This window comes from Streptomyces sp. 840.1, from assembly GCF_003751445.1.
GTDB lineage: Bacteria > Actinomycetota > Actinomycetes > Streptomycetales > Streptomycetaceae > Streptomyces.
In genome coordinates, this window is record NZ_RJUU01000002.1 from 276,776 (window position 1) to 303,506 (window position 26,731).

Below are 26,731 nucleotides of genomic sequence, written 5' to 3' on the forward strand. Positions count from 1 at the left end.
CCCCCACCAGGGGCGCGGCACCGGAAGGGGTGGCCACCGCCGACGGCGGTGACCACCCCTTCCGGCCTGTCCGGACGTCTCATTACCGGCCGTCCTCGCGTAACCGTGTGCGTAAGGTGCTGGCAGCCGGAAGGATGGGGAGTCGGGAGGGAGCCGGACATGGACGACAAGGAAACACTCCGGGTGGGCGCGGCGGTCCGACGGCAGCGCAGGTCCCTGGGGCTCACGCTGGCCGCGGTCGCGACGCGCAGTGGCCTGTCCGTACCGTTCCTCAGCCAGATCGAGAACGAACGGGCCAGACCCAGCGCCCGGTCCCTGGACCGGGTCGCGGACGCGCTGGAGACCACCACCGCGCGGCTGCGGGCCGCCGCCGACTCGGCGCGCGCCGTGGACGTCGTGCGCGGCGCACCGGAGGACGGCGACGGGGTACGCCGGGTGGTACGCGGCCGCCACCAGCTCAGCGCCCTCGAATTCACCGGCGAGCTCGACCTGGGGCGCGAGTTCCAGCACCGCAACGACGAGGTCATGTACGTGGCCGAGGGCGCGGCGGAGGTGGAGGCCGAGGGCCAGGCGTACCGGCTGGAGCGCGGCGACACGCTGTTCCTCTCGGGCGGGGTGCGCCACCGCTGGCGGGCCACGGTCCCCGGCACCCGGCTGCTGTTCGTGGCGGTCGCGGAACACATCGACGCGACGTTCGACCCTCGCCGCTGAGGCGCGGGGGCTCACGGGCCAGCTGCCAGGAGGTCACAGCCGTGCGGGTCGTCTCCCTCGTCCCCTCGCTCACCGAGGCCGTCGCCGGGAGCGGCCCCGGGCTGCTGGTCGGCGTCACCGACTGGTGCACCCACCCCGCCGGGCTGCGCGCCGCCCGCGTCGGAGGTACCAAGAACCCCGACGTGCCCGCGATCCTCGCCCTGCGACCCGATCTCGTCGTGGCCAACGAGGAGGAGAACCGGGAACCCGACCTCGCCGCGCTCCGGGACGCCGGGACCGAGGTCCTCCTCACCACCGTCCGCACGCTCGACGACGCCTTCGCGGAGCTGGACCGGCTCCTGACCGCGGCCTGCGGGCTGCCGAGGCCCCGCTGGCTGGACGAGGCCGAGGCCGCCTGGGCGGCGCTGCCGCCGCCGTCCGCCCCGCGCCGTGCCGTCGTCCCCGTCTGGCGCAAGCCCTGGATGGTCCTGGGCCGCGACACCTTCGCCGGCGACCTGCTGGCCCGGCTGGGCGTGCACAACGTCTACGCGGACCATGCCGAGCGCTACCCCCGCATCCCGCTCCACGAGCTGAACGCGGTCGGCGCCGACCTGGTCGTGCTGCCCGACGAGCCGTACCGGTTCACCGCGGCCGACGGGCCCGAGGCCTTCCCCGCGCTGCCCGCCGCACTCGTCGACGGGCGTTTCCTCACCTGGTACGGGCCGTCACTGGTGCGGGCGCCCGAGGCGCTGCGGGCGGCGCTCGGCTGAGCGGCCTCGGCGCCGCGCCGGCACCCGCCTCCGCGTAAACCGCTGGCCCCTGCCCCGGGCGGCCCGGAAGGATACGTGGATGACCGTCACCGCACCGCCCGCCTCCGGCGTCCGCCACGACTGGGCCGAGCTGCCGGCCTCCGTGCGCCGCGCCGTCGAGGGCATCCTCGGCGCACCCGTCATCGAGGCCCGCAGCCAGAGCGGCGGCTTCTCGCCCGGCGTCGCCGCACGGGTCAGGCTCGCCGACGGCGGCCGGGCGTTCGTCAAGGCGGTGAGCGCCGAGGTGAACGCCGGAGCCCCGGACCTGCACCGCGCCGAGGCCCGTCACACCGCCGCACTCCCGCCGCACGCCCCGGTACCCCGGCTGCTCGGCTCGTACGACGACGGCACCTGCGTCGCGCTCGTCCTGGAGGACATCGAGGGCCGTCAGCCCGCCGTCCCCTGGGACCGGGCCGAACTCGACCGCGTCCTGGACGCCGTCGACGCACTCAGCCGCTCCCTCACCCCGGCGCCGATCGACGCGCCCCCCGTCACGCTGCGTGACGCCTCGATGTTCACCGGCTGGCGGACCCTGCACGCGGCAGGGGGCGACGCCGGCCTCGGCCCCTGGGCCGCGCGCCACCTCGGCGCACTGGCGGAACTGGAGTCCGGCTGGGCGGCGGCGGCCGACGGCGACAGCCTCGCCCACGCCGACCTGCGCGCCGACAACATCCTGCTCACCGAGGACCGGGTCGTCTTCGTCGACTGGCCGCACGCGGTGCGGGCCGCGCCCTGGTTCGACCTGCTGGCGATGCTGCCCTGCGTCGCGGCGCAGGGCGGACCCGTCCCGGAGGCCGTCTTCACGGCCCACCCGCTCGGCCGCGACGCCGACCCGGCAGCGGTCTGCGCCGTGCTCGCCGCCCTGGCCGGCTACTTCGTGGCGCACTCCCTGCGGCCCGCCCCGCCGGGCCTGCCCACACTCCGGGCCTTCCAGGCGGCCCAGGGCGCCGCCGCACTGGACTGGCTACGCGACAGGCTCGGTCACCGGCTCGGATAGGGCCGCCGCCACCAGGGCCGCCATCACCCGCACGTCGTCGCCCATCTCCGGATGCCACTGCACCCCGAGGACCCAGCCGGGGCCCGGCAGCTCCACGGCCTCCACCGCGCCGTCCGCCGCGTGCGCCGACGCCACCAGGCCCGCGCCCAGCCGGTCCACGGCCTGGTGGTGGTAGGTGGGTACGGCGCAGTCGCCGCGCACCACGGAGGCGTACCGCGTCCCCGGCACCGCCGTCACCGTGTGCGTGCCGAACACCCCCGGCGCCCCGCCGGGGCCCGTGTGCCCGTCCAGATGCTGCGTCAGCGTGCCGCCCAGGACCGTGTTCAGCAGCTGCATCCCCCGGCAGATCCCGAGCAACGGGGTGCCGGACTCCAGCGCCGCCCCGATCAGGGCCCCCTCCCAGGCGTCCCGCTCCGCCGCGGGCGGCCCGGTCCGGGGATCGCGCCCGGCCCCGTACCGCGCCGGGTCCACATCCGGTCCGCCCGCGACCACCACCGCGTCGAGCCGCGCCACCACCGACGCCGCCAGCTCCGGCGCGTCCGGCGGGAGCAGGACGGCCAGGCCGCCGGCCTCACGGACCAGACGGCTGTACCCGGCGGGCAGCAGGGTCGCGGGCAGATCCCACAGGCCCCAGCGCGCCGAATCCACCAGATAGGTACTGATCCCGATCAGCGGGCGGTTCATCGGATCTCCCTCTCGCACGGCACGCGGAACACTTCGGCACCGTATCCAAATCCCTTGCCCTGCCCATAGATTTGGATCAGCTGACCATAGATCTGGATCATCTGCCGGCCCGCGAGGAGAGGATCCATCCGTGTCCGACCGAACAGCCCCGCTCGCCGTCGAGGAACTGCGGCTCCTCGTCGACAGCGGTGAGATCGACACCGTGGTGCTGGCCTTCCCCGACATGCAGGGGCGGCTCCAGGGCAAACGCTTCGCCGCCTCCTTCTTCCTCGACGAGGTCGTGCCGCACGGCACCGAGGGCTGCAACTACCTCCTGGCCGTCGACACCGAGATGAACACCGTCGACGGCTACGCCATGTCCTCCTGGGACCGGGGCTACGGCGACTTCGCCATGCTCCCCGACCTCACCACCCTGCGCAGGGTGCCCTGGAACGAGAGCACCGCGATGGTCACCGCCGACCTCGCGTGGAGCGACGGTTCACCCGTCCTCGCCGCGCCCCGCCAGATACTGCGCCGCCAGCTGGCCCGCCTCGCCGAACACGGCTACACCGCGCACGCGGGCACCGAGCTCGAGTTCATCGTCTTCAAGGACACCTACGAACAGGCCTGGGACCGCGGCTACCGGGGCCTCACCCCGGCCAACCAGTACAACGTCGACTACTCCGTCCTCGGCACCGGCCGCGTCGAACCCCTGCTGCGCCGCATCCGCAACGAGATGGCGGGCGCCGGCCTCACCGTCGAGTCGGCCAAGGGCGAGTGCAACCCCGGCCAGCACGAGATCGTGTTCCGCTACGACGAGGCCCTGGTCACCTGCGACCAGCACGCCGTCTACAAGACGGGCGCCAAGGAGATCGCCGCGCAGGAAGGCGTCGCGCTCACCTTCATGGCCAAGTTCAACGAGCGCGAGGGCAACTCCTGCCACATCCACCTCTCGCTCCGGTCCACCGACGACCCCGGCCGCAGCGTCATGGCGGACGAGGACGGCGCCATGTCCCCGGTGATGCGGCACTTCCTCGCCGGACAGCTCGCGGCCCTGCGCGACTTCTCGGTCCTGTACGCCCCGAACATCAACTCCTACAAGCGTTTCCAGCCCGGCTCCTTCGCCCCGACCGCCGTCGCCTGGGGCGCCGACAACCGGACCTGCGCGCTCCGGGTCGTCGGGCACGGCCAGTCCCTGCGCTTCGAGAACCGGCTCCCCGGCGGCGACGTCAACCCGTACCTCGCCGTCGCCGGACTCGTCGCCGCCGGCCTGTACGGCATCGAGCAGGGTCTCGAACTGCCCGAGCCCTGCGCGGGGAACGCGTACACCGCCGCCTACGACCACGTGCCCACGACCCTGCGCGAGGCCGCCGGGCTCTGGGAGCACAGCGAGATCGCGAAGGCGGCCTTCGGCGAAGAGACCGTCGCGCACTACGCCAACATGGCGCGCGTCGAACTCGCCGCCTTCGACGCGGCGGTCACCGACTGGGAGATCAAGCGCTCCTTCGAACGTCTGTGAGGACTTCCTTGACCCGTGAGCACCAGGTACTGAACCCGGCGACCGAGGAACTCGTCGCCACCGTGCCGGCCACCACCGCGGCCGGGGTGGACGCCGCCGTCAACCGGGCGGCCGCCGCCCAGCGGAGCTGGTCGGCGCTCGCCCCCGCCGACCGGGCCCGGCTGCTGCGCCGCTTCGCCGCCGCCGTGGACGGCCGGACCGAGGAGCTGGCCCGGCTGGAGGTCCGCGAGGCGGGCCACACCATCTCCAACGCCCGCTGGGAGGCGGGCAACGTCCGCGATCTGCTCGACTTCGCCGCCGGGGGAGTGGAACGGCTGAGTGGCCGGCAGATCCCCGTACCCGGCGGCATCGACATCACCCTGCTCGAACCCCTCGGCGTCATCGGCGTGATCGCACCGTGGAACTTCCCCATGCCGATCGCCGCCTGGGGACTGGCCCCCGCCCTCGCGGCCGGCAACGCCGTCCTCCTCAAGCCCGCCGAGACCACTCCGCTGACCGCGCTCCGGCTCGCCGCCCTGGCCCTGGAGGCCGGCCTGCCCGAACACCTCTTCCAGGTCCTGCCCGGCGCGGGCGACGAGGCGGGCAGCGCACTGGTCGAGCACCCCGGCGTCGCCAAGATCGTCTTCACCGGCTCCACCCGGGTCGGCAAGCAGATCATGGCCAAGTGCGCCGAACACGTGAAGCGGATCACCCTCGAACTCGGCGGCAAGAGCCCCAACATCGTCTTCGCCGACGCCGACATCGAAGCCGCCGCGGCCGCCGCCCCGATGTCGTTCCTGGACAACGCGGGCCAGGACTGCTGCGCCCGCACCCGGATCCTCGTCCAGCGGTCCGCGTACGACCGCTTCCTGGAACTGCTCGCCCCGGCCGTCGCCGCCGTCGTCGTGGGCGACCCGTCCGACGAGAAGACGCAGATGGGACCGCTCATCTCGCGCACCCAGCTGGACCGGGTGCGCTCGCTCGTCCCCGAGGGGGCGGCCGCCGTCCGGGGCAGTGCGCCCGAGGGGCCCGGGTTCTGGTTCCCGCCGACCGTCCTCACCGACGCACCCGCCGACTCGCCCGTCGCCACCGACGAGGTGTTCGGGCCGGTCGCGGTCGTGCTGCCCTTCGAGGACGAGGCTGACGCCGTCCGGCTCGCCAACGCGACGCGCTACGGCCTCGCGGGCTCCCTCTGGACGCGGGACGTGGGACGCGCGCTACGCGTCTCGCAGGCCGTCCGGGCGGGAAACCTCTCCGTCAACTCCCACTCCGCGGTCCGCTACTGGACCCCGTTCGGCGGGTACAAACTGTCCGGCCTCGGCCGCGAACTCGGACCCGACGCCCTCACCGCCTTCACCGAAACCAAGAACGTCTTCCTCAGTACGGAGGCCTGAACCGGCATGACCACGGACAACGGGAACATCTGCCGCCGCCTCGTCGGCCGCACCGCCGTCATCACCGGTGCCGGCAGCGGCATCGGGCTCGCCACCGCCCACCGGCTCGCCTCCGAGGGCGCGCACGTGGTCTGCGGCGATGTCGACGAGACCGCAGGCAAGGCGGCCGCCGAAGCGGTCGGCGGCACCTTCGTGCAGGTCGACGTCACCGATCCCGGACAGGTCGAGGCCCTGTTCGCGGCGGCACACGACACCTACGGCTCCGTCGACGTCGCCTTCAACAACGCCGGCATCTCGCCGCCCGACGACGACTCCATCCTCACCACGGGCCTGGAGGCCTGGAAGCGCGTCCAGGACGTCAACCTCACCTCCGTCTACCTGTGCTGCAAGGCGGCCCTGCCCTACATGCGGCGCCAGGGGCGCGGCTCCATCATCAACACCGCCTCGTTCGTCGCCAGGATGGGCGCGGCGACCTCCCAGATCTCGTACACCGCCTCCAAGGGCGGGGTGCTCGCGATGTCCCGGGAACTGGGCGTCCAGTTCGCCCGCGAGGGCATCCGGGTCAACGCCCTGTGCCCGGGGCCCGTCAACACCCCGCTGCTGCGGGAGCTGTTCGCCAAGGACCCGGAGCGCGCGGCCCGCCGGCTGGTGCACATCCCGCTCGGCCGGTTCGCCGAGGCGACCGAGATCGCGGCCGCCGTCGCCTTCCTGGCGAGCGACGACTCCTCCTTCGTCAACGCCACCGACTTCCTCGTCGACGGCGGAATCTCCGGCGCCTACGTCACGCCCCTGTAGGCCCCGGTCCCACCGCGTCCTCCCCGGTGAGGGGCTCGCGACCCACCCGGTGGCGAGCCCCGCCGGGGCCGCACGCGTCCGTCCTTCCCTCCCCGGCCCTCGTCTTCGGTGGAGAGCGCGGCTTCATCCCCCGGTCGTGCGGCGAGCCCTCCCAGGCGCTGACCAGGCCGTGCACCGAGGCGCGGTCACTGAGGCCGAGGGCGACCGCCGTCACCGCCCGGTTCCCGGTGTCCGCCCTGATGCGTGCTCCTCCACCATGCGCCGGGGCCACGGGGCGGGCCAGTGCTCCCCCGAGAGGGGCAGCGGCACGGCCCGGCAGGAATAAGCTGGCTCCCGCCACTCGCGTCGTCCGCCCCCGGGTCTCCCCGCGCGTGCCAGGCGCCGCCGCCCCGACGGCGCCTCCCCGACACGTCCTGGAGCGTGGCGATGAGCAACGCGACACCGCCCGGCTGGTACCCGGACACGGCCGCACCGGGTTGCGAGCGGTGGTGGGACGGGACGGCATGGACCGCCCACACCCGCCCGTACGCCACCGCGCAGCCGTACAGCCCCGCGCTGCCCGCTTCCCCGGCCGGGTCGGGCGGGGGAAGCGGCGGCAGCGGCGGCCGGATCATCGCCATGGTGGTGGCCGGTGCGGTCGTCGTCGGCGCGGCGGTGACCGGCGCGGTGCTGCTCGGCAGGGACGACGACGCCAAGCGGCCGGAGGCCCGGTCCAGCACCGCCCCGCCCGCGGACACCGCCACCCACGACGGCCCGGGGAGCCCGTCGCCGGACGCCTCCGCCGACGACGACAGCGACCCGGCCGTCCTGGTGGACCAGCTCAACGGCATCACCCTGCCGGTCCCCGAGGGCTGGGAGAGGCCCGAGAGCACCGTGGAGCAGGTGCTCACCATGCGAACGGCCCGCTCCTACAGCTGCCCCGGCAGCTCCGCCGACTTCTGCTACCACGGCACGGTGACCACGCGGACACCCAACGCCATGGACGCCGACACCGCCGAGCGCCTCGCCAGGGACGACATAGCCGAGGCTGCGGACGCGGCCTACGAGAAGAACGCCGTCGGGACCCGGATCCACGGCGGCATCATGTCCCACAAGCAGCTCGCGGCCGCCTCGGTGAGCGTGGCGGGACGCACCGGGTACCTGGTGCGCTGGCGGGTCGTCACCGGGAAGGGCCCCGGCGGGTACGTGCAGTCGCTCGCCTTCCCGTCGAGCGTCGGCAGCGAGTCGCTCGTCGTCGTGCGCTACGCCTTCGACGCCGGGCCCGACGGGCCGCCGCTCTCCCTCATGGACACCCTCACCAAGGGCATCCGGCCGATCGGTGACAGCGCGACGAGCGGCGGCGTCGGCAGCTCCGTGGCCCCCTGACGCCGTCCCCGGCTCAGAGGAAGGTGCGGCCCTCGCCCCGGTACGTCGGCACGGTCGCCGTGACCCGGTCGCCCTCGATCAGCTGCAACTCGTCGAACCGCTCGCACAGTTCACCGGCCTTCGCATGCCGGAACCACACCTTGTCACCGATCAGCAGATCGTCGGCCGGGGCGCCGAGCAACGGGGTCTGCACCTCACCCGGCCCCTCCTGCGGGTCGTAGCGGAGCCCCTCCGGCAGGTACGGGACCGGCAGCCGGTCCGGCCCGGCCGCACCCGACGCCGGATAGCCGCCACCGAGCACCGTCACCACGCCCACCCCGGGCCGCCGCACCACCGGCTGGGCGAACAGGGCCGCCGGACGGGCCGTGAACGAGGTGTAGTTGTCGAACAGCCGGGGCACGTAGAGCCCGGAACCGGCCGCGATCTCCGTCACCGCGTGCTCCGCGGCGGTGTGCTGCACGCTTCCGGTGCCACCGCCGTTCACGAACTCCAGATCCGGCGCCACCGCCCGTACCGCCCGCACCACCTCGGCCCGGCGGACCGCCAGTTCACGGCGGGCGGAGGCCTGCATCAGCCGGATCGCCCGGGACCGCAGCGGCCGACCCGCGACCGAGTCGCCGACCCCGGCGATATGGCCCTCGTACGCCATGAGGCCCACCAGCCGGAAACCGGGCCGACGGGCCACGGACCGGGCCAGCTCGGCCAGTTGGGCGGGGGAGCGCAGCGGTGAGCGCAGCGCCCCGATCCTGACCCGGCCGCCGAGCATCCGCAGCGAGATGTCCAGCTCCAGGCAGACCCGGATCTCCTCGGTGCCCCCGGCGCGTGCCGCGTCGATGAGCTCCAACTGCGCGTGGTCGTCCACCATCACCGTCACGGCGGCGGCCAGCTTCGGGTCCGATGCGAGTTCCGCGAACGCCGGCCGGTCGGCCGAGGGATAGGCGAGCAGCACGTCGTCGAACCCGGCCCGCGCCAGCCACAGCGACTCGGCCAGCGTGAACGACATGATCCCGGCGAAGCCGGGCCGGGCGAGCACCCGCTCCAGCAGGGCACGGCAGCGCACCGACTTGCTCGCCACCCGGACCGGCTTCCCGGCCGCACGGCGTACCAGGTCGTCGGCGTTGGCGTCGAACGCCTCCAGATCGACGACGGCGATCGGGGCATCGAGATGTGCGGTGGCCCGGTTGTAGCGGGTCCGGTCAGCGGCGCGGGCAGTCATGGCCGCAGCTTGCCAGACACCTGTACCGCTGGGTAGGGGGATGATCTGCGCAGATCGGTCCGGCGACCGGCGGCCCGCTCCCATCAGGGGCGCCGCAGCCCGTAGAGTGACGGGCACGCGGCGCGCAACGAGCCTGCCTGTGGCGGCGATCCGCGTGCGGTACGGACGGGACCAGGGGGGCTGATGAGTACCGAGGCGCAGCGCGCTCCCGTCCCGCCACGCCCGGCCGCTCCGCCGGCCGGCCGGCCATCCACACCGACCGGCCCCGCCGAATCCGAGCCCTCCGCACCGGCAGGCCCCGCCGCAGGGCCGGCCCCCGCGAAGGCACCCCGTCCCGAGCCGCTCGCCGTGGAGTCGACCGCCCGGCTCCGGCCCGTGCCCCCGGCCCCGCCGCGTCCGGCAGTACCCCCCGCCGCCCCGGCCGTCCCGCCGCGCCCCGCGACGCCGCCCGCGGCGACCCGGCGCCGCCCGGTCGGCGCGGTGGCCCTCGGCGTACCGCCCGGGTGGCCCGACGGCCCCTCGGCGCCGCCCGCCCACCGGCCGCCGTACCACTTCATGCCGGCCGAGACACCCGCCGAGACCACCACCAGGCTCCGCCCGGTGCGGAGCCGGAGCCCCTTCAGGACCGCGGCCGCCGCCGTCTGCGTCGTGCTCGGGCTCGGCCTGATCGGCGGCGCGGCCACCGGCAGCTGGCTGATCAGCGACTCCTCGGCCGACCCGGCGGCCCACAGCACCTACACCGTGGGCCGCGCCGCCTGGCACAGCGTGCCCGTGGACACCCTCTTCCCGCGCACCCTCAAGGGGGACGGCGCCGGGCCCGGCGGCTCCGACCGGGTCTGGACCAGGCTCGCCGTCGCCCCGGACAGCGGCTGCACGAGCGCGCTGGACCCGCTGCTGCTCAAGACGCTCCGCCCGGCCGGCTGCGCCCGGCTGCTGCGCGCCACGTACACGGACGCGACGTCCAGCAGCGTGACCACCGTCGGGCTGGTCTTCACCGAGGGCGACACCGACGCCATGCGCGCGCTGAACACCCGGTTCACCGATCAGCACCTGGACGGACGCACCGACCTGATGCCCCGCGCGTACCCCGTAAAGGGCACCCCGGCCGCCGGGTTCGGCGACAAGCAGCGCGCCAGCTGGAGCGTGCACGTCCTGACCGAGGTGCCCGTCGTGGTGTTCGCGGTCTCCGGTTTCGCCGACGGACGCACGGTCCCCGTGCCGCAGCCCGCCGCCAAGGCCATGGCGGCACACGCCACGACGGCGGCCGCCCAGGCCGGGCTCGGCCACGAGGCCAAGGGGCTGGCCGACCTGGTCGAACGCGGGCTGCGCGGGACCGTCACCGACCTCACGGAGAAGCCGGAGTGAGCCCAGTGCCCGGAGCGACCCGCCGCGCCCGCCGGCGCCGTGCCGTCGGCGCGGTCTGCGCCGCCACCGCGCTCGCGCTGCTGCCCGCGGCACCGGCACGGGCCGACACCATCAGGGCCCAGCAGTGGGGCCTGGACGCACTCCACACCGACCGGGCCTGGCAGACCACACGCGGCAAGGGCATCACCGTCGCCGTCGTCGACACCGGGGTGGACGGCAGCCTGCCCGACCTGGCGGGCCAGGTGCTGCCCGGCAAGGACATGATCGGCTTCGGCGCCGAACGGGGCGACCGGTCCTGGGCCCGGCACGGCACCGCGATGGCCGGGATCATCGCGGGCCGGGGTCACGGGCCGGACGACGCCGACGGGGTGCTCGGCATCGCACCGCAGGCGAAGATCCTCCCGGTCCGGGTCATCCTGGAGGCCGGCGACCCGGACCGGGCCAAGGCCCGCAAGTCCCGGGGCACGGCGCTCGCGGACGGCATCCGCTGGGCCGCCGACCACGGCGCCGACGTCATCAACCTCTCCCTGGGCGACGACAGCGAGTCGGCCCACCCGGAGCCAGGCGAGGACGCGGCCGTCCAGTACGCGCTGAAGAAGGGCGCGGTCCTGGTCGCGTCGTCCGGCAACGGGGGCGAGAAGGGCGACCACATCTCCTATCCCGCCGCCTACCCGGGAGTGATCGCGGTCGCCGCGGTCGACCGGTACGGCACCCACGCCGCGTTCTCCACCCGCCGCTGGTACGCCGCCGTGAGCGCACCCGGCGTCGACATCGTCGTCCCCGCCCCCGACCGGCAGTACTACGTGGAGTGGGGCACCTCGGCGGCCTCGGCCTTCGTCTCCGGGGCGGTCGCGCTGGTCCGTGCCGCCCACCCCGGTCTCACGCCCGCCCAGATCAAGCAGCTCCTCACGGACACCGCCCGCAGCTCCCCCTCGGGCGGCCGGGACGACTCCCGGGGCTACGGCATGGTCGACCCGGCAGCGGCGATCGAGGCGGGCGGCAAGCTCCGTCCGGCCGGTCTGCGCCCGGACTCCACCGCGGCGGGCTACCGCGAGAAGTACTTCGGGTCCGGCCCCGCCGCGCCCCGGGGGGACGGCGGCCCGGCCGGCTGGCTGGCCCCGGTCGCGGGCGGCCTCGGCGCTCTCCTGCTCGCACTGGCCGTGGTGCTGTGGCGCGGCCGCAACGGCCGGCCGCTGTTCCCGCGCCGCTGACAGCCGGGAACCGGCCGGGTCCGACCTGTCGGAGGGACGGCGACGGCCAGGCACTACGCTCGCCCTGTGGCGCAGAAGAACATTCCGGACCCCGGATACTCCGACGACGACGGCACGGCCGACCCCGCCCTGACCTCGGCACTGGCCGGCTGGGCCGAGAACCGCGAGGCCGTCGGCCCGGTGCTCGAAGCCCTCAGGGGGGCCCGGCTGCTGGTCCCCGTGGTGGCCGTGCTCGGTGAGGTGGAGGAGGACGAGAACGGGCTGCGCCGGGAGAAGACGAGCGACATGGCCGTCCCCACCCTCCAGGCCGGTGACCGCCGCGCCCTGCCCGCCTTCACCTCCACCGCCTCGCTGGCCCGCTGGGACCCGCAGGCCCGCCCCGTCGCCGTACCCGTGCACCAGGCGCTCCAGGCAGCCGTGCACGAGAAGGCGGACACCCTGGTGCTCGACCTCGCGGGCCCGGTGGCCTTCGAGGTGACCGGCTCCGCCCTGCTGGCCCTCGCGGAGGGCCGCGCCAGCGCCGATCCGCTGGACGACCCCGCCGTCACCTCCGCGGTGCGCGACGCGGTGGCCGCCGAACCCGCGGTGCTCCGCGCCCACCTCGGTCCGGGCCGCGCCGACGGCACCCTCGCCCTGGTGCTGGCGGCGGACGCCGACCCCGCCGAGGCGGCGGGCCGGGTCGCGCGGTCGCTGGCGGCCAGCGAGGTGCTGCGCGCCCGGCTGGTGCGCGGCCTGGACCTCGCGCTGCTCCCGGCCGACGCGAACGCACCGGGTGACGCCCTGTTCACACGCTGATCACCCCACCGGCCCAACGCGCGCGAAGGCGCCCGGAGTCGGAGAATTGCGGAGAAATCAACCGTTCTTCGCGAGGTGGTTGTATGCGGACGCGTACGGCAGCATCGGAGTTCCTGGGCACGCTCCTGCTGGTCTTCTTCGCCGTCGGATCAGCGGTACTCGGTGTCCAGTACATCGGGACCGTCGGAATCGCGCTCTCCTTCGGCTTCGTCCTCATGGCGCTGGCCTACGCCTTCGGCCCGACATCCGGCTGTCATCTCAACCCCGCGGTGACGATCGGGATGCTGGTGGCCCGGCGGATCGACGTACGGACCGCGGTGACGTACTGGATCGCGCAGCTGCTCGGCGGCATCGCCGGCGCGGCCCTGCTGTTCCTGCTGGCCAAGCAGGTGCCGGGACTGAAGACCCACGGGAAGTTCGGCAGCAACGGCTACGGTGACCGCTCCGACGTGCACATCAATCTCGGCGGCGCGTTCCTGGCCGAGGTGATGCTGACGTTCCTGCTGGTCTTCGTCGTGCTGGCGGTGACCCACAAGGTCGCGGTCATCGGCTTCGACGGACTGGCCATCGGCGTCGCGCTCGCGGTGATCCACCTGGTCGGCATCCCGCTCACCGGCACCTCGGTCAACCCGGCGCGCAGCCTGGGCCCGGCCCTGTTCGCCGGGGGCCCGGCGCTCTCCCAGCTGTGGCTGTTCCTGGTGGCGCCGCTGATCGGCGGGGTGATCGCGGCGTTCGCGATCAAGCTGACCCACCCGGTCCAGCCCCGGCCCGAACTCGACCTCGACCGGGCCTGACCGTCCGCACGCGATGAGCCCCCGCCCGGAAGGAAGGGCAGGGGCTCACGGTCGTAAGGAGCGGGAAAGGGCGGGAGGGCGTCCGGCTCAGCCGAAGACCGGTCCGGTGTACTTCTCGCCGGGGCCCTGGCCCGGCTCGTCCGGTACCAGCGAGGCCTCGCGGAAGGCCAGCTGGAGCGACTTCAGGCCGTCGCGCAGCGGAGCCGCGTGGAAGGAGCTGATCTCGGTGGTGCTGGCGTCCAGCAGGCCGGCCAGCGCGTGGATCAGCTTGCGGGCCTCGTCGAGGTCCTTGTGCTCGTCGCCGTCCTCGGTCAGTCCGAGCTTCACGGCGGCGGCGCTCATCAGGTTGACCGCGACCGTCACGATCACCTCGACCGCCGGCACCTCCGCGATGTCGCGGGCCATTTCGTCGAAGCCGGGGGAGTCAGTGGTGGGGGTCGCGTCGCTCATGCCCCATACGATAGGCCCACGCCGGGCCCGGTCCCTCTGCGGGAGTGCCTGCGGCGGGCGGTTAGCGCACGCCCGGCCGAGCTGCTAACCTTGTGTAACGACCGGCTGGGCATCTATGTGCCCGGCCCACAAGTGGAGGCTCCGATCTCCCACCTGACCGTCCCCAGGACGGCGGGTCACCGGTCAGGTGGCGCCCATCGTTCCGTACGGACGATGGAGCCGCCCGATGCGCCCCGCGGTTGAACGCGGCGGTGTTCCGGTTTTCCAGGAGCCCCGCCTGTGTCCCGTCCGGGGCATTTTTCTTGCCCACGTAACGGTTGGTCTGTCGAAACAGACGTTACGTGGCTGTCCGCCAGGCGGCCGCGTGGTGCTACCGAGGAGGATCCATCAGCGCCGAGCCCCGCATCAACGACCGGATTCGCGTACCCGAGGTGCGACTTGTCGGTCCCAGCGGCGAGCAGGTCGGGATTGTCCCGCTTGCCAAGGCCCTGGAACTTGCACAGGAGTACGACCTCGACCTGGTCGAGGTGGCGGCTACCGCCCGTCCGCCCGTGTGCAAGCTCATGGACTACGGGAAGTTCAAGTACGAGTCGGCCATGAAGGCCCGTGAGGCGCGCAAGAACCAGGCGCACACGGTCATCAAGGAGATGAAGCTCCGGCCGAAGATCGACCCGCACGACTATGACACCAAGAAGGGTCACGTCGTCCGGTTCCTCAAGCAGGGCGACAAGGTCAAGATCACGATCATGTTCCGTGGTCGTGAGCAGTCCCGCCCGGAGCTGGGCTTCCGACTGCTCCAGCGTCTCGCTTCGGACGTGGAGGAACTCGGCTTCATCGAGTCCAACCCGAAGCAGGACGGCCGGAACATGATCATGGTTCTTGGCCCGCACAAGAAGAAGACCGAAGCCATGGCCGAGGCCCGCGAGGCCCAGGCCGCCCGCAAGGCGGAGCGTCAGGGGTACAACCCGGACGCCGAGTCCGAGGACGAGGCTGCCGAGGCTCCGGCCGAGGCGTCCTCCGAGGCTCCGGCCGAGACACCCTCCGAGGCGTGACCTGCGGGGGCCGCCATCCAGGCGCCCCCCGGGTCCCCCCGGAATCCCACCAAGATCTGACGCCCCTGCTGCCCGGTGCCCGCACCGGGAGGGGCGCCACTGACGAGGAGAGAACGGCGCGATGCCGAAGAACAAGACGCACAGCGGTGCCAGCAAGCGCTTCAAGATCACCGGCTCCGGCAAGGTGCTCCGCGAGAGGGCCGGCAAGCGCCACCTTCTCGAGCACAAGTCGTCCAAGAAGACCCGCTCGCTGACCGGCACGGTCGTCGTGGCTCCGGCCGACGCCAAGAAGATCAAGAAGCTTCTCGGCAAGTGAGGCCGTCGCCCCCGGTGAAGCCGGGGGCGCGCCCTCGATCCGACCGGGACCAATTCGTTTCCGGGCCGTGTGAGTACGACCACGGCCCCGCTACAAGGAGTTAACAAGTGGCACGCGTCAAGCGGGCAGTCAACGCCCACAAGAAGCGCCGGGCAATTCTCGAGGCCGCCAGCGGTTACCGCGGTCAGCGCTCGCGCCTGTACCGCAAGGCCAAGGAGCAGGTCACCCACTCCCTGGTCTACAACTACAACGACCGCAAGAAGCGCAAGGGCGACTTCCGTCAGCTGTGGATCCAGCGCATCAACGCCGCTGCCCGCCAGAACGGCATGACGTACAACCGCCTCATCCAGGGTCTGAAGGCCGCCAACATCGAGGTGGACCGCAAGATCCTGGCCGAGCTCGCGGTGAACGACGCCAACGCGTTCGCGACCCTCGTCGAGGTGGCCCAGAAGGCCCTCCCGAGCGACGTCAACGCCCCGAAGGCCGCCTGATTCAGGGCCGCACTTCCTGGTATTGAGCCGGACCCGCAGGCGCTCGCCGTCTGCGGGTCCGGTGCGTTGCACCCCCAGTCACCACCTGTCACGACCCGCACCTTCGTACGCAGAGAGGCTCGCCGCCGATCATGGGCACCCCCGAACTGATCTCCCCGCGATCGCCACGGGTCGCCGCCGCCCGACGGCTGGCCAGGCGCAACTTCCGCGGCAAGGAGCGCAGGTTCATCGCCGAGGGACCGCAGGCCGTGCGCGAGGCCGCGGGGCACCGGGGCGGTGACGGCGAGGCGACCCTCGTGGAGCTGTTCGCCACCGTCGAGGCCGCCGAGCGGTACGAGCCGATCATCGAGGCCGCCCTCGCGGCGGGCGCCCGGGTGCACCTGGCCGACAGCGAGGTCCTCGCCGATGTGTCGCAGACCGTGACCCCGCAGGGGCTGATCGGCGTCTGCCGCTTCCTCGACTCGCCCTTCGAGTCGGTCCTCGCCGGGCGGCCCAGGCTGGTCGCTGTCCTGGCGAACGTCCGGGACCCCGGGAACGCCGGCACGGTGCTGCGCTGCGCCGACGCGGCGGGCGCCGACGCGGTCGTCCTCACCGACGCCTCGGTCGACCTCTACAACCCCAAGTCCGTGCGCGCGTCGGTCGGTTCGCTCTTCCACCTGCCGGTCGCCGTCGGGGTGCCCGTCGAGCGGGCCGTGCAGGGGCTGCGGGACGCGGGATCGCGGATCCTGGCCGCCGACGGCGCGGGCGAGGACGACCTCGACGACGAACTGGACGCGGGCACGATGGGCGGCCCCACCGCCTGGGTCTTCGGCAACGAGGCCTGGGGCCTGCCGGAGGAGACCCGGGCCCTGGCCGACGCGGTCGTGCGGGTGCCGATCCACGGCAAGGCGGAGAGCCTCAACCTCGCCACCGCCGCCGCGGTCTGCCTGTACGCCTCCGCGCGCGCCCAGCGCCCGCCCCGCACCACCCGCTGACCCACCCGGACACCACTCAAGGCGACGCAGGGTGTCGCTCCGTCACCGACGACTAGTAGGGTGACGAACTCGGGGGCCCACTGCACCGGTTCGAGAGGTGGGGTACGGGAATATGGCTGTCGGCATGAGCGGACCGCAGGCGACACACGCGCCCGTCGCGCGCGCCGGAGCGGCCCCGGACGGGGCACCCGGCGCGGACGCCGCACCCGGTGGCCCCCTGCTGGATCCCGACGACCTTCCCGACGGGCTCGTCATCGCGGACGAGACCGGCCGGGTGATCTGCTTCAACGCCGCCGCCGCCCGGATCACCGCCGTACCCCGGGCCGCCGCCCTCGGCCGCCCGCTGGAGCACGCGCTGCCGCTGGAGGACCTCAAGGGCCGCCGCTGGTGGGAGCTGACCGACCCGTACGGCGGCCTCGCCACCCGGGTCGGCCAGCCCGAGCGGAATCTGCTGCTGCCCGGCGGCCGCGAGGTCCTCGTCTCCGCCCGCTACGTGCGCGAGAGCCCCACCGGGCCCGTCCGCCGCCTTGTGATCAGCCTGCGCGGCACCGAGGCCCGCCGCCGCACCGAGCGCAGCCACGCCGAGCTGATCGCCACCGTCGCCCACGAACTGCGCTCGCCGCTGACCTCCGTCAAGGGCTTCACCGCCACGCTGCTGGCCAAGTGGGAGCGGTTCACCGACGACCAGAAGCGGCTGATGCTGGAGACCGTCTACGCGGACGCCAACCGCGTCACCCGGCTCATCACGGAACTGCTCGACATCTCCCGGATCGACTCGGGGCGGCTGGAGCTGCGCCGCCAGCCCGTGGACCTCTCGGCAGCCGTGGAGCGCCACATCCAGGCACTCACCGCGAACGGCCAGGCACCCGACCGGTTCCTCGTCCGCACCTGCCAGCCGCTGCCCGCCGTCTGGGCCGATCCGGACAAGGTCGACCAGGTCCTCGGCAACCTGCTGGAAAACGCGGTGCGCCACGGCGAGGGAACCGTCACCATCGAGGTGGCACCCGCACCGGCCAAGAGCGACGAGAAGGGAACGGCCGTCACCGTGAGCGACGAAGGCACCGGCATCCCCGAGGAGTCGATGGGCCGCGTCTTCACCCGCTTCTGGCGGGGCAGCAAGCGCGGCGGCACGGGCCTGGGCCTCTACATCGTCAAGGGCATCGTCGAAGCCCACGGCGGCACGATCACGGTCGGCCGGGGCCCGGGGGGCGGCGCCGAGTTCCGATTTATCCTGCCCGTGAGCACGCCGGCCTACATGCGGTAGAAGCGGCCTCGGCGGACCACGGGCGCCCCATACATCCTGTGACCCTTAGACTCGACCATTGGCACCTTTGTGTCCTCCAGGCGTCGAGCGGGGCCACGGAGGCCCGGGGGTATCCCCCGGTAAGCGCAGTACCAGCCAATCGGAAGTACGGGAAGAGATGTCGGCACCGAACAAGTCGTACGACCCAGTCGAGGTCGAGGCACTGAAACCGGAAGAGATCGAGCGCATCCGGGACGAGGCGTTCGCCGCCTTCGCCGCCGCGGGCGGCCTCGACGCGCTCGCCCAGGCGAAGACCGCGCACACCGGTGGTACCTCGCCCCTGTCACTCGCCAACCGCGAGATCGGCGCGCTGCCGCCGCAGGCGAAGGCCGAGGCCGGCAAGCGCGTGGGCCAGGCCCGCGCCGCCGTGGGCAGGGCCCTCGCGGCCCGCCAGACGGAGCTGGAGGCCGAGCGCGACGCCCGGGTCCTGGTCGAGGAGGCGGTGGACGTCACGCTGCCCTACGACCGCACCCCGGCCGGCGCCCGCCACCCGCTCACGACGATCATGGAGCGCGTCGCGGACGTCTTCGTGGCCATGGGCTACGAGATCGCCGAGGGCCCCGAGGCCGAGGCCGAGTGGTTCAACTTCGACGCCCTGAACTTCGTGCCCGACCACCCGGCCCGGCAGATGCAGGACACCTTCTTCGTCGAGGGCGCCGACGGCGCGAAGAACGACGAGTCCGGTGTCGTGCTGCGCACCCACACCTCGCCGGTGCAGGCCCGCACGCTGCTCGACCGCGAGCCCCCCGTCTACGTCGTCTGCCCCGGCCGGGTCTACCGGACCGACGAGCTGGACGCGACGCACACCCCGGTCTTCCACCAGATCGAACTGCTCGCCGTCGACGAGGGCCTCACCATGGCCGACCTGAAGGGCACCCTCGACCACATGGTCCAGGCGCTCTTCGGCCCGGACATGAAGACCCGGCTGCGGCCGAACTTCTTCCCGTTCACCGAGCCGTCCGCCGAGATGGACATGGTCTGCTACGTCTGCCGTGGCGAGTCCGTCGGCAACCCGGACCGCCCCTGCCGCACCTGCGGCAGCGAGGGCTGGATCGAGCTCGGCGGCTGCGGCATGGTCAACCCCAAGGTGCTCATCGCCTGCGGCGTCGACCCCCAGAAGTACAGCGGATTCGCCTTCGGGTTCGGCATCGAGCGGATGCTGATGTTCCGCCACAACGTAGAAGACATGCGAGACATGGTCGAAGGCGACGTCCGGTTCACCCGGCCCTTCGGGATGGAGATCTGATGCGCGTCCCGCTTTCCTGGCTGCGGGAGTACGTCGACCTGCCTGCCACCGAGACCGGCCGTGACGTACAGGCCAAGCTCGTCGCCGTCGGCCTGGAGGTCGAGACGGTCGAGCAGATCGGCGCCGGCCTCAAGGGCCCGCTGGTCGTCGGAAAGGTGCTCACCATCGAGGAGCTGGAGGGCTTCAAGAAGCCCATCCGCTTCTGCACGGTGGACGTCGGCACCGCCAACGGCACCGGCGAGCCGCAGGAGATCGTCTGCGGCGCCCGTAACTTCGCCGTCGGCGACAAGGTCGTCGTGGTCCTGCCCGGCGCAGTGCTGCCCGGCGACTTCGCGATCGCCGCACGCAAGACGTACGGCAAGACCTCGCACGGCATGATCTGCTCCGGCGACGAGCTGGGCATGGGCGACGACGGCAGCGGCGGCATCATCGTGCTGCCGCCGGAGCACGAGGTCGGTACCGACGCGATCGAGCTGCTCCAGCTCGTCGACGAGGTCCTCGACATCGCCGTCACGCCCGACCGCGGCTACTGCCTCTCGATGCGCGGCGTCGCCCGTGAGACCGCCATCGCCTACGGCCTGCCGCTGCGCGACCCGGCGCTCCTGGACGTGCCCGCGCCGAACGCGTACGGCTACCCGGTCCGGGTCGCGGACCCGATCGGCTGCTCCCGCTTCACCGCGCGCACCGTGGTGGGCCTGCAGCCCGAGGCCCGCTCCCCGATCTGGCTGCAGCGCCGGCTCCAGAAGGCCGGGATGCGGCCGATCTCGCTCGCGGTCGACGTTACCAACTACGTGATGCTCGAACTCGGCCAGCCGCTGCACGCCTACGACCGGACCCGGATCGACGGTCCGATCGGGGTGCGCCGCGCCGAGCGGGGCGAGAAGCTCACCACCCTCGACGGCACCGTCCGCGTCCTGGACGCGGCCGACCTGGTCATCACCGACAACCGGGGGCCGATCGGCCTGGCCGGTGTCATGGGCGGGGCCAACACGGAGATCGCGGACGCCGACGAGGAGACCCGCACCACCGAGGTCGTCATCGAGGCCGCGCACTTCGACGCGATCTCGATCGCCCGCACCGCGCGCCGCCACAAGCTGTCCTCCGAGGCGTCCAAGCGCTTCGAGCGCGGCGTCGACCCGCAGGCCGCCGCCGCTGCCGCCCAGCGCACCGTCGACCTGCTGGTGCTGCTCGCCGGCGGTACGGCCGAGGCGGGCGTCACCGAGGTGACCGCCCCGTCCGGCCCGCGCACCATCACGATGCCGGCCGACCACCCCGACCGGGTCGCCGGTGTCGCCTACGGCCGCGAGACCGTCGTACGCCGCCTCCAGGAGGTCGGCTGCGACGTCTACGGACAGGACGAGCTGCTCGTCACGGCGCCGTCCTGGCGGCCCGACCTGAACGAGCCGAACGACCTGGCCGAAGAGGTCATCCGGCTGGAGGGCTACGAGAACCTCCCGTCCACCCTCCCCACGCCGCCCTCCGGCCGGGGGCTCACCGACCGCCAGCGGCTGCACCGCCGCATCGGCCGGGCGCTCGCCGGGGCCGGCTACGTCGAGGCGCTGAACTACCCGTTCACCGGCGAGGCCGTCCTCGACCAGCTCGGCCTCGACGCGGACGACGACCGCCGCCGCACGGTCAGGCTCGTCAACCCGCTCTCCGACGAGGAGCCCTCGCTGCGCACCACGCTGCTGCCGGGCCTCCTCGGCGCACTGCGGCGCAACGACGGCCGGGGCAGCCACGACCTGGCGCTGTTCGAGACCGGTCTCGTCTTCAGGCCGACCGGCCAGGAGACCAAGCCCGTCCGGCTGCCGGTCGACCGGCGCCCCACCGACGAGGAGATCGCCTCGCTCAACGCGGCGCTCCCGCGTCAGCCGCGCCGCGCCGCGGTCGTCCTCGCGGGCGCCCGCGAGCAGGCCGGCTGGTGGGGCAGGGGCCGCCCGGCCGACTGGGCGGACTCCGTCGAGGCCGCCCGCACCGTCGCCCGTGAGGCCGGTGTCGACGTCACGGTCCGCGCCGAGCAGCACGCGCCGTGGCACCCGGGCCGCTGCGCCGCGCTGTACGTGACGGTCGACGGCGAGGAGACCCTCTTCGGGCACGCCGGTGAGCTGCACCCGCGCGTCATCAAGGAGCTCCACCTGCCCGAGCGCACCTGCGCCATGGAGGTCGAGCTCGACGTCCTGGAGCGGGCCGTGGACGGCGCCCTCCAGGCACCCAGGATCTCCACCTTCCCGGTGGCGACCCAGGACGTCGCCCTGGTCGTGGAGCAGGACGTGCCCGCAGCCGACGTGGAGCGGGCGCTGCGCGAGGGCGCGGGTGAACTCCTCGAATCGCTGCGGCTGTTCGACGTCTTCACGGGTGAGCAGATCGGCGGGGGCCGCAAGTCCCTGGCGTACGCCCTGCGGTTCCGTGCCGCGGACCGCACGCTGACCGTCGACGAGGCCACCGCCGCCAGGGACGCCGCGGTCGCGCTGGCCGCCGAGCGCACCGGCGCGGTGCTGCGCGGCGCCTGACGGCTCCGGCACACAGCTGAGGAGGGGCGTGTCCGGCCACCGGACACGCCCCTCCTGTGTGCTCGCCCGGAGGCGGGGGACCGCACGCGAGCCCTGACCGGGTCCGGGGGAACCCGGCGCCCGGCCGACCCCGCAGCCACCCTCCGATCAGTGGGCAGTGGGTCGTGCGATCCGGCGCCGTCCGCGCTGCCGCGGAGTGTCGGGCAGGTCGGCAGAGCGGACGGCGCGGGTGCGGGTCGTCATGCTGTACGAGGGGGAGCAGACGACCCGGCCGCCTCTTGCGAGGGATCCAGTCAAGCCATTCGCCGACCCCCGCAACAGAGTGCGCAGCGGGACGGTTCGGGCATTCCGTTCACACCCCGTGTGAATCGTGCTCCACTGGGGCGACACGTCCTGGCGTGCCGACCCACCGGAGGGGGCAATGGGGGCAAGGGAGCCCAACACTCTGCTAGAGGCTCTGATCGACGAGGCGGGTGTCTCCCGGGCCGGGCTCGCCGCGCACGTCAACCGGGCCGGCCGGGACCGGGGCCTGTCCCTGCGGTACGAACACACCGCCGTCGCCCGCTGGCTGAAGGGCCAGCGCCCGCGCGGCCAGGTGCCCGACCTGATCTGCGAGGTGCTCGGCACCCGTCTGAGCAGGGCGCTCTCCCTCGACGACATCGGCATGGCGGGCCACGGCGGCAGCCCTCCCGCGCAGGGCTGTTCGCTCACCGGGTTCGTCGAACGGGCCACCGCGCTGTGGCGCTCCGACGAACAGCAGCGCCCGCACGTCGTCGCGGCCCCCGCCGTCACCGGGACGATTGCGGTGATGCCCGTGTGGGAGTGGGAGAACCCGCCGGAGGACGCGGACGTGTCACGTACCGGGCCGATCCGGGTCGGCATGGCCGACATAGCGACGCTGCGCGCCGCCCGCGCCCACTACGAACTGATGTACCGCAGGGCGGGCGGCATCGCGACGCGTTCGCGCATCGTCGGCTTCCTCAACGCCGAGACCGCCCCGCTGCTGCGCGGCGGCTACAGCGACGCGATGGGACGTCAGCTGCACCGGGCCACGGGCGGCCTTGTCGCCGTCGCGGGCATCTGCGCCTACGACTCCGACGCGCACGGGCTCGCCCAGCGCTACTTCCACCAGGCGCTGCGGCTGGCCAAGGCGAGCGGGGACCGGGGGCTCGGCGGATACGTGATCGCGCTGCTGGTCAACCAGTCGCTGTTCCTGGCCGACTACCGGCAGTCCGTCGCCTTCGCCGAGGCGGCGCTGCGGGCCGCCGGACGCGACATCACCCCCGCGCTCGCCGCCGACCTGCACGCGATGCAGGCCAAGGCGTACGCGCATCTCGGCGACGGCGGCAACGCCCTGAGGTCCATCCGGTGCGCCGAGTCGGAGGCCGAGCGCATCCGGCCGGGCCAGGAGCCGGACGAGACGGGGTACGTCCAGCCAGGCCTGGTCAACGTCCAGGTGGCGGAGGCGCTGCTGAGCCTCGGGGACCTGTCGTCGGCCAGGGAGCACGCGGTGGCCGCGGTGCGTACGCCCGCGCACGACCGGGGCAGGGTGCACCGCCTGGCCATGCTGACCACGATCGAGCTGCGGCAGGGCGAGGCGGACCGGGCGGCGGTCACGGCGGCCGAGATGGCGGAACGGGCCAGGGGGATGGAGTCGCAGCGGCTGCGCGACCGGCTGCGGTCGGTGCGCGAGTGCCTGGTCGCGAGCGGCAGCACGGAAGCGGAACGGGCCGCAGAGCTCATCGACGGTTCGCTGCGCGTACCGCTGTGAGCACGGGTCTGCTGCGATATGGCCACCTACTAGTCAGAAGGTGGCAGAACTGTGCAGTGGACGAACTTGAACGAACAAACTGTGTATGAGAATCGCTGGTTCCGGGTCAATCTGGCGGATGTCGTTCTCCCGGACGGCGATCACCTCGACCACTACGTCATCCGGCTCCGTCCCGTCGCCGCGGCCACCGTCGTCAACGCGGCGAACGAGGTGCTGCTGCTCTGGCGGCACCGGTTCATCACCGACAGCTGGGGCTGGGAACTCGCCGCCGGTGTCGTCGAGGACGGTGAGGGGATCGCCGATGCCGCCGCCCGGGAGATGGAGGAGGAGACCGGCTGGCGTCCCGGGCCGCTGCGCCCGCTGCTGACCGTGGAGCCGTCCAACGGGCTCACCGACGCCCGGCACCACTTCTACTGGGGCGAGCGGGCCGAGTGGACCGGCGAGCCCTGCGACGCCTTCGAGTCCTCGCGACGCGAGTGGATACCGCTCAAGCTGGTGCCCGACATGATCGCCCGAGGCGAGGTGCCGGCCGCCGGCATGGCGGCCGGGCTGATGATGCTGCACCACTTACGGCTGGGCTGAACCCCGCCCGCACCGGTGCGGGGGCCCGCCGGCCCTCGCACCGGGTGAACGGGCCGGAAGCACGGCGTTAGGCCTGAGAGCGCTCCCAGGCCTATGGTCCGGACTGTTGCGAGGAATCGAACGCACGGCGGTGGAGGGTGTGGACAGCGATGACCGGGTTCAGACCCACGATCAATGACGTCGCGCTCGCGGCCGGTGTGTCCAGGTCGACGGCTTCCCGGGTCGTCAACGACGTCCCGGGTGCGTCGGATCCCGTACGCGCCCGGGTTCGCGCGGCCGTCGCCGAGCTGGGCTACCGGCCCAACGAGAGCGCCCGAGCCCTGGCGTCCGGCCGCAGGCGGGCCGTCGACGTGATCGCCGTGTCCTCCGGGGCCGGCCGGCTCGGCACCCATCCGTACTTCAGCCGGGTCCTGGCCGGCATGATGCCCGTGCTCGAAGAAGCGGACGCGCAGCTGCGTCTGCATGCGATGGGCAGCGAGCCGGGTGCGGGCGACATCGAGGAGATCGCCGCGAACGCGACGCTCGGGGTGGTGCTCGCCGATGCCGGCCCGGCGGTGGCGAGGCGGTTCCACCGACGGTGCCGCCGGGTGGTGTCGATGGTGCCGACGGCCGCCTCCGTGCCGGGCATGGAGGCGGACAACACCGGTGGTGCGTACGCCGCGGTCGGCGAACTTCACCGGCTCGGCCGCCGCCGGATCGCCGCCGTCCACGGCCCCGCCGGCAACCCCTGCGCCGCGGACCGGCGTCTCGGGTACCTGCGCGCCGCCGAGGACCTGGGCCTGCCCGTACTGGACGCCGACGGCGACTTCTGCCGTGAAGGCGGCTACGCCACCGCGTCGCGGCTGCTCGAACGGGATCCAGGCATCGACGCGATGTTCGTCGCCTGCGACCTCATGGCGGCCGGAGCCGTTCAGGCGATCACCGCCACCGGCCGACGCGTTCCCGAGGACGTCAGCGTCATCGGCTTCGACGACAGCATCGCCGCCGTCTGCGCCAATCCGCCGCTGACCACGATGCGGCTGCCCGTCGAGGAGATGGCCGCGGCCGCGATCCGGCTTCTCCTGGACGGCAGCCCGGTCCGTGGGCACCGGCAGTACTTTCCGGTCGAACTCGTCACCCGCCGGAGCACCCGGGCCTGAGAACAACAGGAGAACGACAGCGATGTCAGTGAACGACCGGCCCAGGGCCACGGGACCGGCGGCGGACGACCCGGTGGTGCGTACATCGGTGCTGCGACTCGTACGCGCGTCCCCGCTGTACCGAGGCGCCACCGTCGCCCTCTTCCTGTCCGGGCTGGGGGCCTCGGCAGCCACTCCGCAGATAGCCTCGTACCTGGTCAACGACCTCGGCGCCTCGCTGACCGAGGCCGGGTTCTTCTACCTCACCAGCCTGACGGCGCCGGTGGCCGGCTACCTCGTCGGCGCCCGCTCGGACCGCGTCGGCGGGCGCCTGGGCCTCTTCCGCGTCTGCGCGGTCGCCGGATTCCTCGGCTGGATGGGCATCGGGCTGTCGACCCGGCTGTGGATGCCCTACGTCATCAGTGCCCTCGTGCTCGGCTTCGCCGGCGCCGCCACCTCGCAGCTCTTCGCCGCGATCCACGACCGGACGACGGCACACCCGGACGGGAACGGTGACGCGGTCGTCGCCGTCGTACGGATGGCACTGACCGGTGGCTGGGTGATCGGTCCGGCCGCCGGCTCGTTCCTGGCCGCCCAGACCTCCCCGCGCACCATGTTCCTGGCCACGGCGGTCTGCACCCTGGCTCAGATCGTCCCGCTCGGCGCCCTGCGCACACCGGTTGTGCCACCCGTGGCCGGACACGTACCGAGGTCACGTGCTCAACGCCCCGCCGCGCGAGCGATGCTGCCGCTGCTCGCCTTCACCGCGCTCTACGTGCTCGTCTATGCCGGGGAGCCGGTCAAGTACGCCTACCTGCCCCTCTACATGAACGAACAGCTGGGCTTCCCGTCCGGACTCAGCGGCGCGATCATCGGTATCCAGCCGCTCGTCGAGATCATCCTGATGCCACTGGCCGTGGTCCTCGCCCGCCGGACCGGGATGATGCGGCTGATGGCCGTCGCCGCGGCCCTGGGTGTCGCCGCCAACGTCTGCTTCGCCACCACCGGGACCGCCGCCGGCCTGTTCGCCGGCCAGATCCTCATGGGCGGCGTATGGGGGGTCTTCGCCGCCCTCGGCATCACCATGGCTCAGCGCCTCCTGCCGGCAGCCGTCGCCACGGCCTCCGCGATCTTCCTCAGCTCCACCGCTCTGGCGTCCGCCCTGGGCGGCGTCGCCGGAGGCATCGGATCGGCCGCCATCGGACTGCCCCACACGTTCGTCATCCCGGCCGCACTCGGGTGCCTCGCCGTGGCCGGCCTGGCCTGGATGGCCGGCGGCAAGGCGACGGACTGACCACCGGTCATGGCCCTCCCCGCGCGGGGGCC

General features: G+C 73.2%; 25 protein-coding genes. 22 read left to right on the forward strand and 3 right to left on the reverse strand.

Translation table 11 applies throughout. The annotated features are described in order from the left end of the window. Positions 1 to 159: 159 nt before the first annotated feature. The 3 genes from EDD93_RS27505 to EDD93_RS27515 all read left to right on the forward strand — a co-directional run bounded on the left by EDD93_RS27505 (position 160) and on the right by EDD93_RS27515 (position 2,496). Positions 160 to 711: a helix-turn-helix transcriptional regulator gene (locus EDD93_RS27505; RefSeq protein WP_123528191.1), complete on the forward strand. Its 552-nt coding sequence runs from the start codon at positions 160 to 162 to the stop codon at positions 709 to 711. A 41-nt stretch (positions 712 to 752) separates the two neighbouring features. Next, entirely contained in the window at positions 753 to 1,460 is a 708-nt protein-coding gene (locus EDD93_RS27510; protein ID WP_123528192.1) for a helical backbone metal receptor, read from the forward strand. Between the two features lie 79 nt (positions 1,461 to 1,539). After that, positions 1,540 to 2,496 carry an aminoglycoside phosphotransferase family protein gene (locus tag EDD93_RS27515; RefSeq protein ID WP_123528193.1) on the forward strand — a complete coding sequence of 319 codons (957 nt, stop codon included), beginning with the start codon at positions 1,540 to 1,542 and terminating at the stop codon, positions 2,494 to 2,496. Here the strand turns inward: EDD93_RS27515 and EDD93_RS27520 are convergent. Beyond that, a complete protein-coding gene (locus tag EDD93_RS27520; protein WP_123528194.1) occupies positions 2,464 to 3,180 on the reverse strand; it encodes a gamma-glutamyl-gamma-aminobutyrate hydrolase family protein in 717 nt (238 codons plus the stop codon). The genes EDD93_RS27515 and EDD93_RS27520 overlap by 33 nt on opposite strands. A gap of 130 nt (positions 3,181 to 3,310) precedes the next feature. On the opposite strand from EDD93_RS27520, the gene EDD93_RS27525 reads away from it, so the two are divergent. From EDD93_RS27525 to EDD93_RS27540, 4 genes are all read left to right on the forward strand, one after another. After that, the gene (locus EDD93_RS27525) at positions 3,311 to 4,678 is read left to right on the forward strand and encodes a glutamine synthetase family protein (protein WP_123528195.1); all 1,368 of its coding nucleotides are present in this window, start codon (positions 3,311 to 3,313) and stop codon (positions 4,676 to 4,678) included. Positions 4,679 to 4,686: 8 nt separating this feature from the next. Then, positions 4,687 to 6,051, forward strand: a complete 1,365-nt coding sequence (locus tag EDD93_RS27530; protein WP_123528196.1) for an aldehyde dehydrogenase — start codon at positions 4,687 to 4,689, stop codon at positions 6,049 to 6,051. A gap of 6 nt (positions 6,052 to 6,057) precedes the next feature. Continuing rightward, positions 6,058 to 6,846, forward strand: coding sequence for a 3-oxoacyl-ACP reductase (locus EDD93_RS27535; RefSeq protein ID WP_123528197.1), 789 nt, complete (start codon positions 6,058 to 6,060; stop codon positions 6,844 to 6,846). 426 nt (positions 6,847 to 7,272) lie between these two features. After that, entirely contained in the window at positions 7,273 to 8,211 is a 939-nt protein-coding gene (locus tag EDD93_RS27540; protein ID WP_123528198.1) for a DUF2510 domain-containing protein, read from the forward strand. 13 nt (positions 8,212 to 8,224) lie between these two features. Here EDD93_RS27540 and EDD93_RS27545 read toward each other — a convergent pair whose 3' ends face one another. After that, on the reverse strand, positions 8,225 to 9,427 hold the full coding sequence (locus EDD93_RS27545) for an amino acid deaminase/aldolase (RefSeq protein WP_123528199.1): 1,203 nt from the start codon (positions 9,425 to 9,427) through the stop codon (positions 8,225 to 8,227). Between the two features lie 555 nt (positions 9,428 to 9,982). On the opposite strand from EDD93_RS27545, the gene EDD93_RS27555 reads away from it, so the two are divergent. The 4 genes from EDD93_RS27555 (at position 9,983) to EDD93_RS27570 (ending at position 13,592) form a co-directional block, all read left to right on the forward strand. Further along, positions 9,983 to 10,792 (forward strand): hypothetical protein, encoded by an 810-nt coding sequence (locus EDD93_RS27555; protein WP_123528201.1) that lies wholly within the window; start codon positions 9,983 to 9,985, stop codon positions 10,790 to 10,792. Positions 10,793 to 10,797: 5 nt separating this feature from the next. Continuing rightward, a complete protein-coding gene (gene mycP, locus EDD93_RS27560; protein WP_123528202.1) occupies positions 10,798 to 12,003 on the forward strand; it encodes a type VII secretion-associated serine protease mycosin in 1,206 nt (401 codons plus the stop codon). Between the two features lie 66 nt (positions 12,004 to 12,069). After that, entirely contained in the window at positions 12,070 to 12,798 is a 729-nt protein-coding gene (locus EDD93_RS27565; protein WP_123528203.1) for an SseB family protein, read from the forward strand. An 83-nt stretch (positions 12,799 to 12,881) separates the two neighbouring features. After that, on the forward strand, positions 12,882 to 13,592 hold the full coding sequence (locus tag EDD93_RS27570) for an MIP family channel protein (RefSeq protein WP_123528204.1): 711 nt from the start codon (positions 12,882 to 12,884) through the stop codon (positions 13,590 to 13,592). A gap of 87 nt (positions 13,593 to 13,679) precedes the next feature. On the opposite strand, the gene EDD93_RS27575 is transcribed toward EDD93_RS27570, so the two are convergent. Continuing rightward, positions 13,680 to 14,042 carry a DUF1844 domain-containing protein gene (locus tag EDD93_RS27575; protein WP_123528205.1) on the reverse strand — a complete coding sequence of 121 codons (363 nt, stop codon included), beginning with the start codon at positions 14,040 to 14,042 and terminating at the stop codon, positions 13,680 to 13,682. 341 nt (positions 14,043 to 14,383) lie between these two features. On the opposite strand from EDD93_RS27575, the gene infC reads away from it, so the two are divergent. The 11 genes from infC to EDD93_RS27630 all read left to right on the forward strand — a co-directional run bounded on the left by infC (position 14,384) and on the right by EDD93_RS27630 (position 26,699). Next, entirely contained in the window at positions 14,384 to 15,094 is a 711-nt protein-coding gene (infC, locus tag EDD93_RS27580; RefSeq protein WP_221217360.1) for a translation initiation factor IF-3, read from the forward strand. Positions 15,095 to 15,215: 121 nt separating this feature from the next. Further along, on the forward strand, positions 15,216 to 15,410 hold the full coding sequence (gene rpmI / locus EDD93_RS27585) for a 50S ribosomal protein L35 (protein WP_003970213.1): 195 nt from the start codon (positions 15,216 to 15,218) through the stop codon (positions 15,408 to 15,410). A 107-nt stretch (positions 15,411 to 15,517) separates the two neighbouring features. Next, positions 15,518 to 15,901: a 50S ribosomal protein L20 gene (rplT, locus tag EDD93_RS27590; RefSeq protein ID WP_073737428.1), complete on the forward strand. Its 384-nt coding sequence runs from the start codon at positions 15,518 to 15,520 to the stop codon at positions 15,899 to 15,901. A 131-nt stretch (positions 15,902 to 16,032) separates the two neighbouring features. Further along, positions 16,033 to 16,875 carry an RNA methyltransferase gene (locus EDD93_RS27595; RefSeq protein ID WP_123528207.1) on the forward strand — a complete coding sequence of 281 codons (843 nt, stop codon included), beginning with the start codon at positions 16,033 to 16,035 and terminating at the stop codon, positions 16,873 to 16,875. A 112-nt stretch (positions 16,876 to 16,987) separates the two neighbouring features. Further along, a complete protein-coding gene (locus EDD93_RS27600; protein WP_123528208.1) occupies positions 16,988 to 18,139 on the forward strand; it encodes a PAS domain-containing sensor histidine kinase in 1,152 nt (383 codons plus the stop codon). Between the two features lie 157 nt (positions 18,140 to 18,296). Continuing rightward, a complete protein-coding gene (pheS, locus tag EDD93_RS27605) occupies positions 18,297 to 19,424 on the forward strand; it encodes a phenylalanine--tRNA ligase subunit alpha (RefSeq protein ID WP_123528209.1) in 1,128 nt (375 codons plus the stop codon). Next, entirely contained in the window at positions 19,424 to 21,934 is a 2,511-nt protein-coding gene (pheT, locus tag EDD93_RS27610) for a phenylalanine--tRNA ligase subunit beta (protein ID WP_123528210.1), read from the forward strand. Before pheS ends, pheT begins: the two co-directional genes overlap by 1 nt. A 421-nt stretch (positions 21,935 to 22,355) precedes the next feature. Then, positions 22,356 to 23,705, forward strand: a complete 1,350-nt coding sequence (locus EDD93_RS27615; RefSeq protein ID WP_123528211.1) for a transcriptional regulator — start codon at positions 22,356 to 22,358, stop codon at positions 23,703 to 23,705. A gap of 51 nt (positions 23,706 to 23,756) precedes the next feature. Continuing rightward, positions 23,757 to 24,287, forward strand: coding sequence for an NUDIX hydrolase (locus tag EDD93_RS27620; RefSeq protein ID WP_123528212.1), 531 nt, complete (start codon positions 23,757 to 23,759; stop codon positions 24,285 to 24,287). A gap of 149 nt (positions 24,288 to 24,436) precedes the next feature. After that, positions 24,437 to 25,426, forward strand: coding sequence for a LacI family DNA-binding transcriptional regulator (locus EDD93_RS27625; RefSeq protein ID WP_123528213.1), 990 nt, complete (start codon positions 24,437 to 24,439; stop codon positions 25,424 to 25,426). 22 nt (positions 25,427 to 25,448) lie between these two features. Beyond that, positions 25,449 to 26,699: an MFS transporter gene (locus EDD93_RS27630; protein ID WP_123528214.1), complete on the forward strand. Its 1,251-nt coding sequence runs from the start codon at positions 25,449 to 25,451 to the stop codon at positions 26,697 to 26,699. Positions 26,700 to 26,731 lie beyond the last annotated feature (32 nt).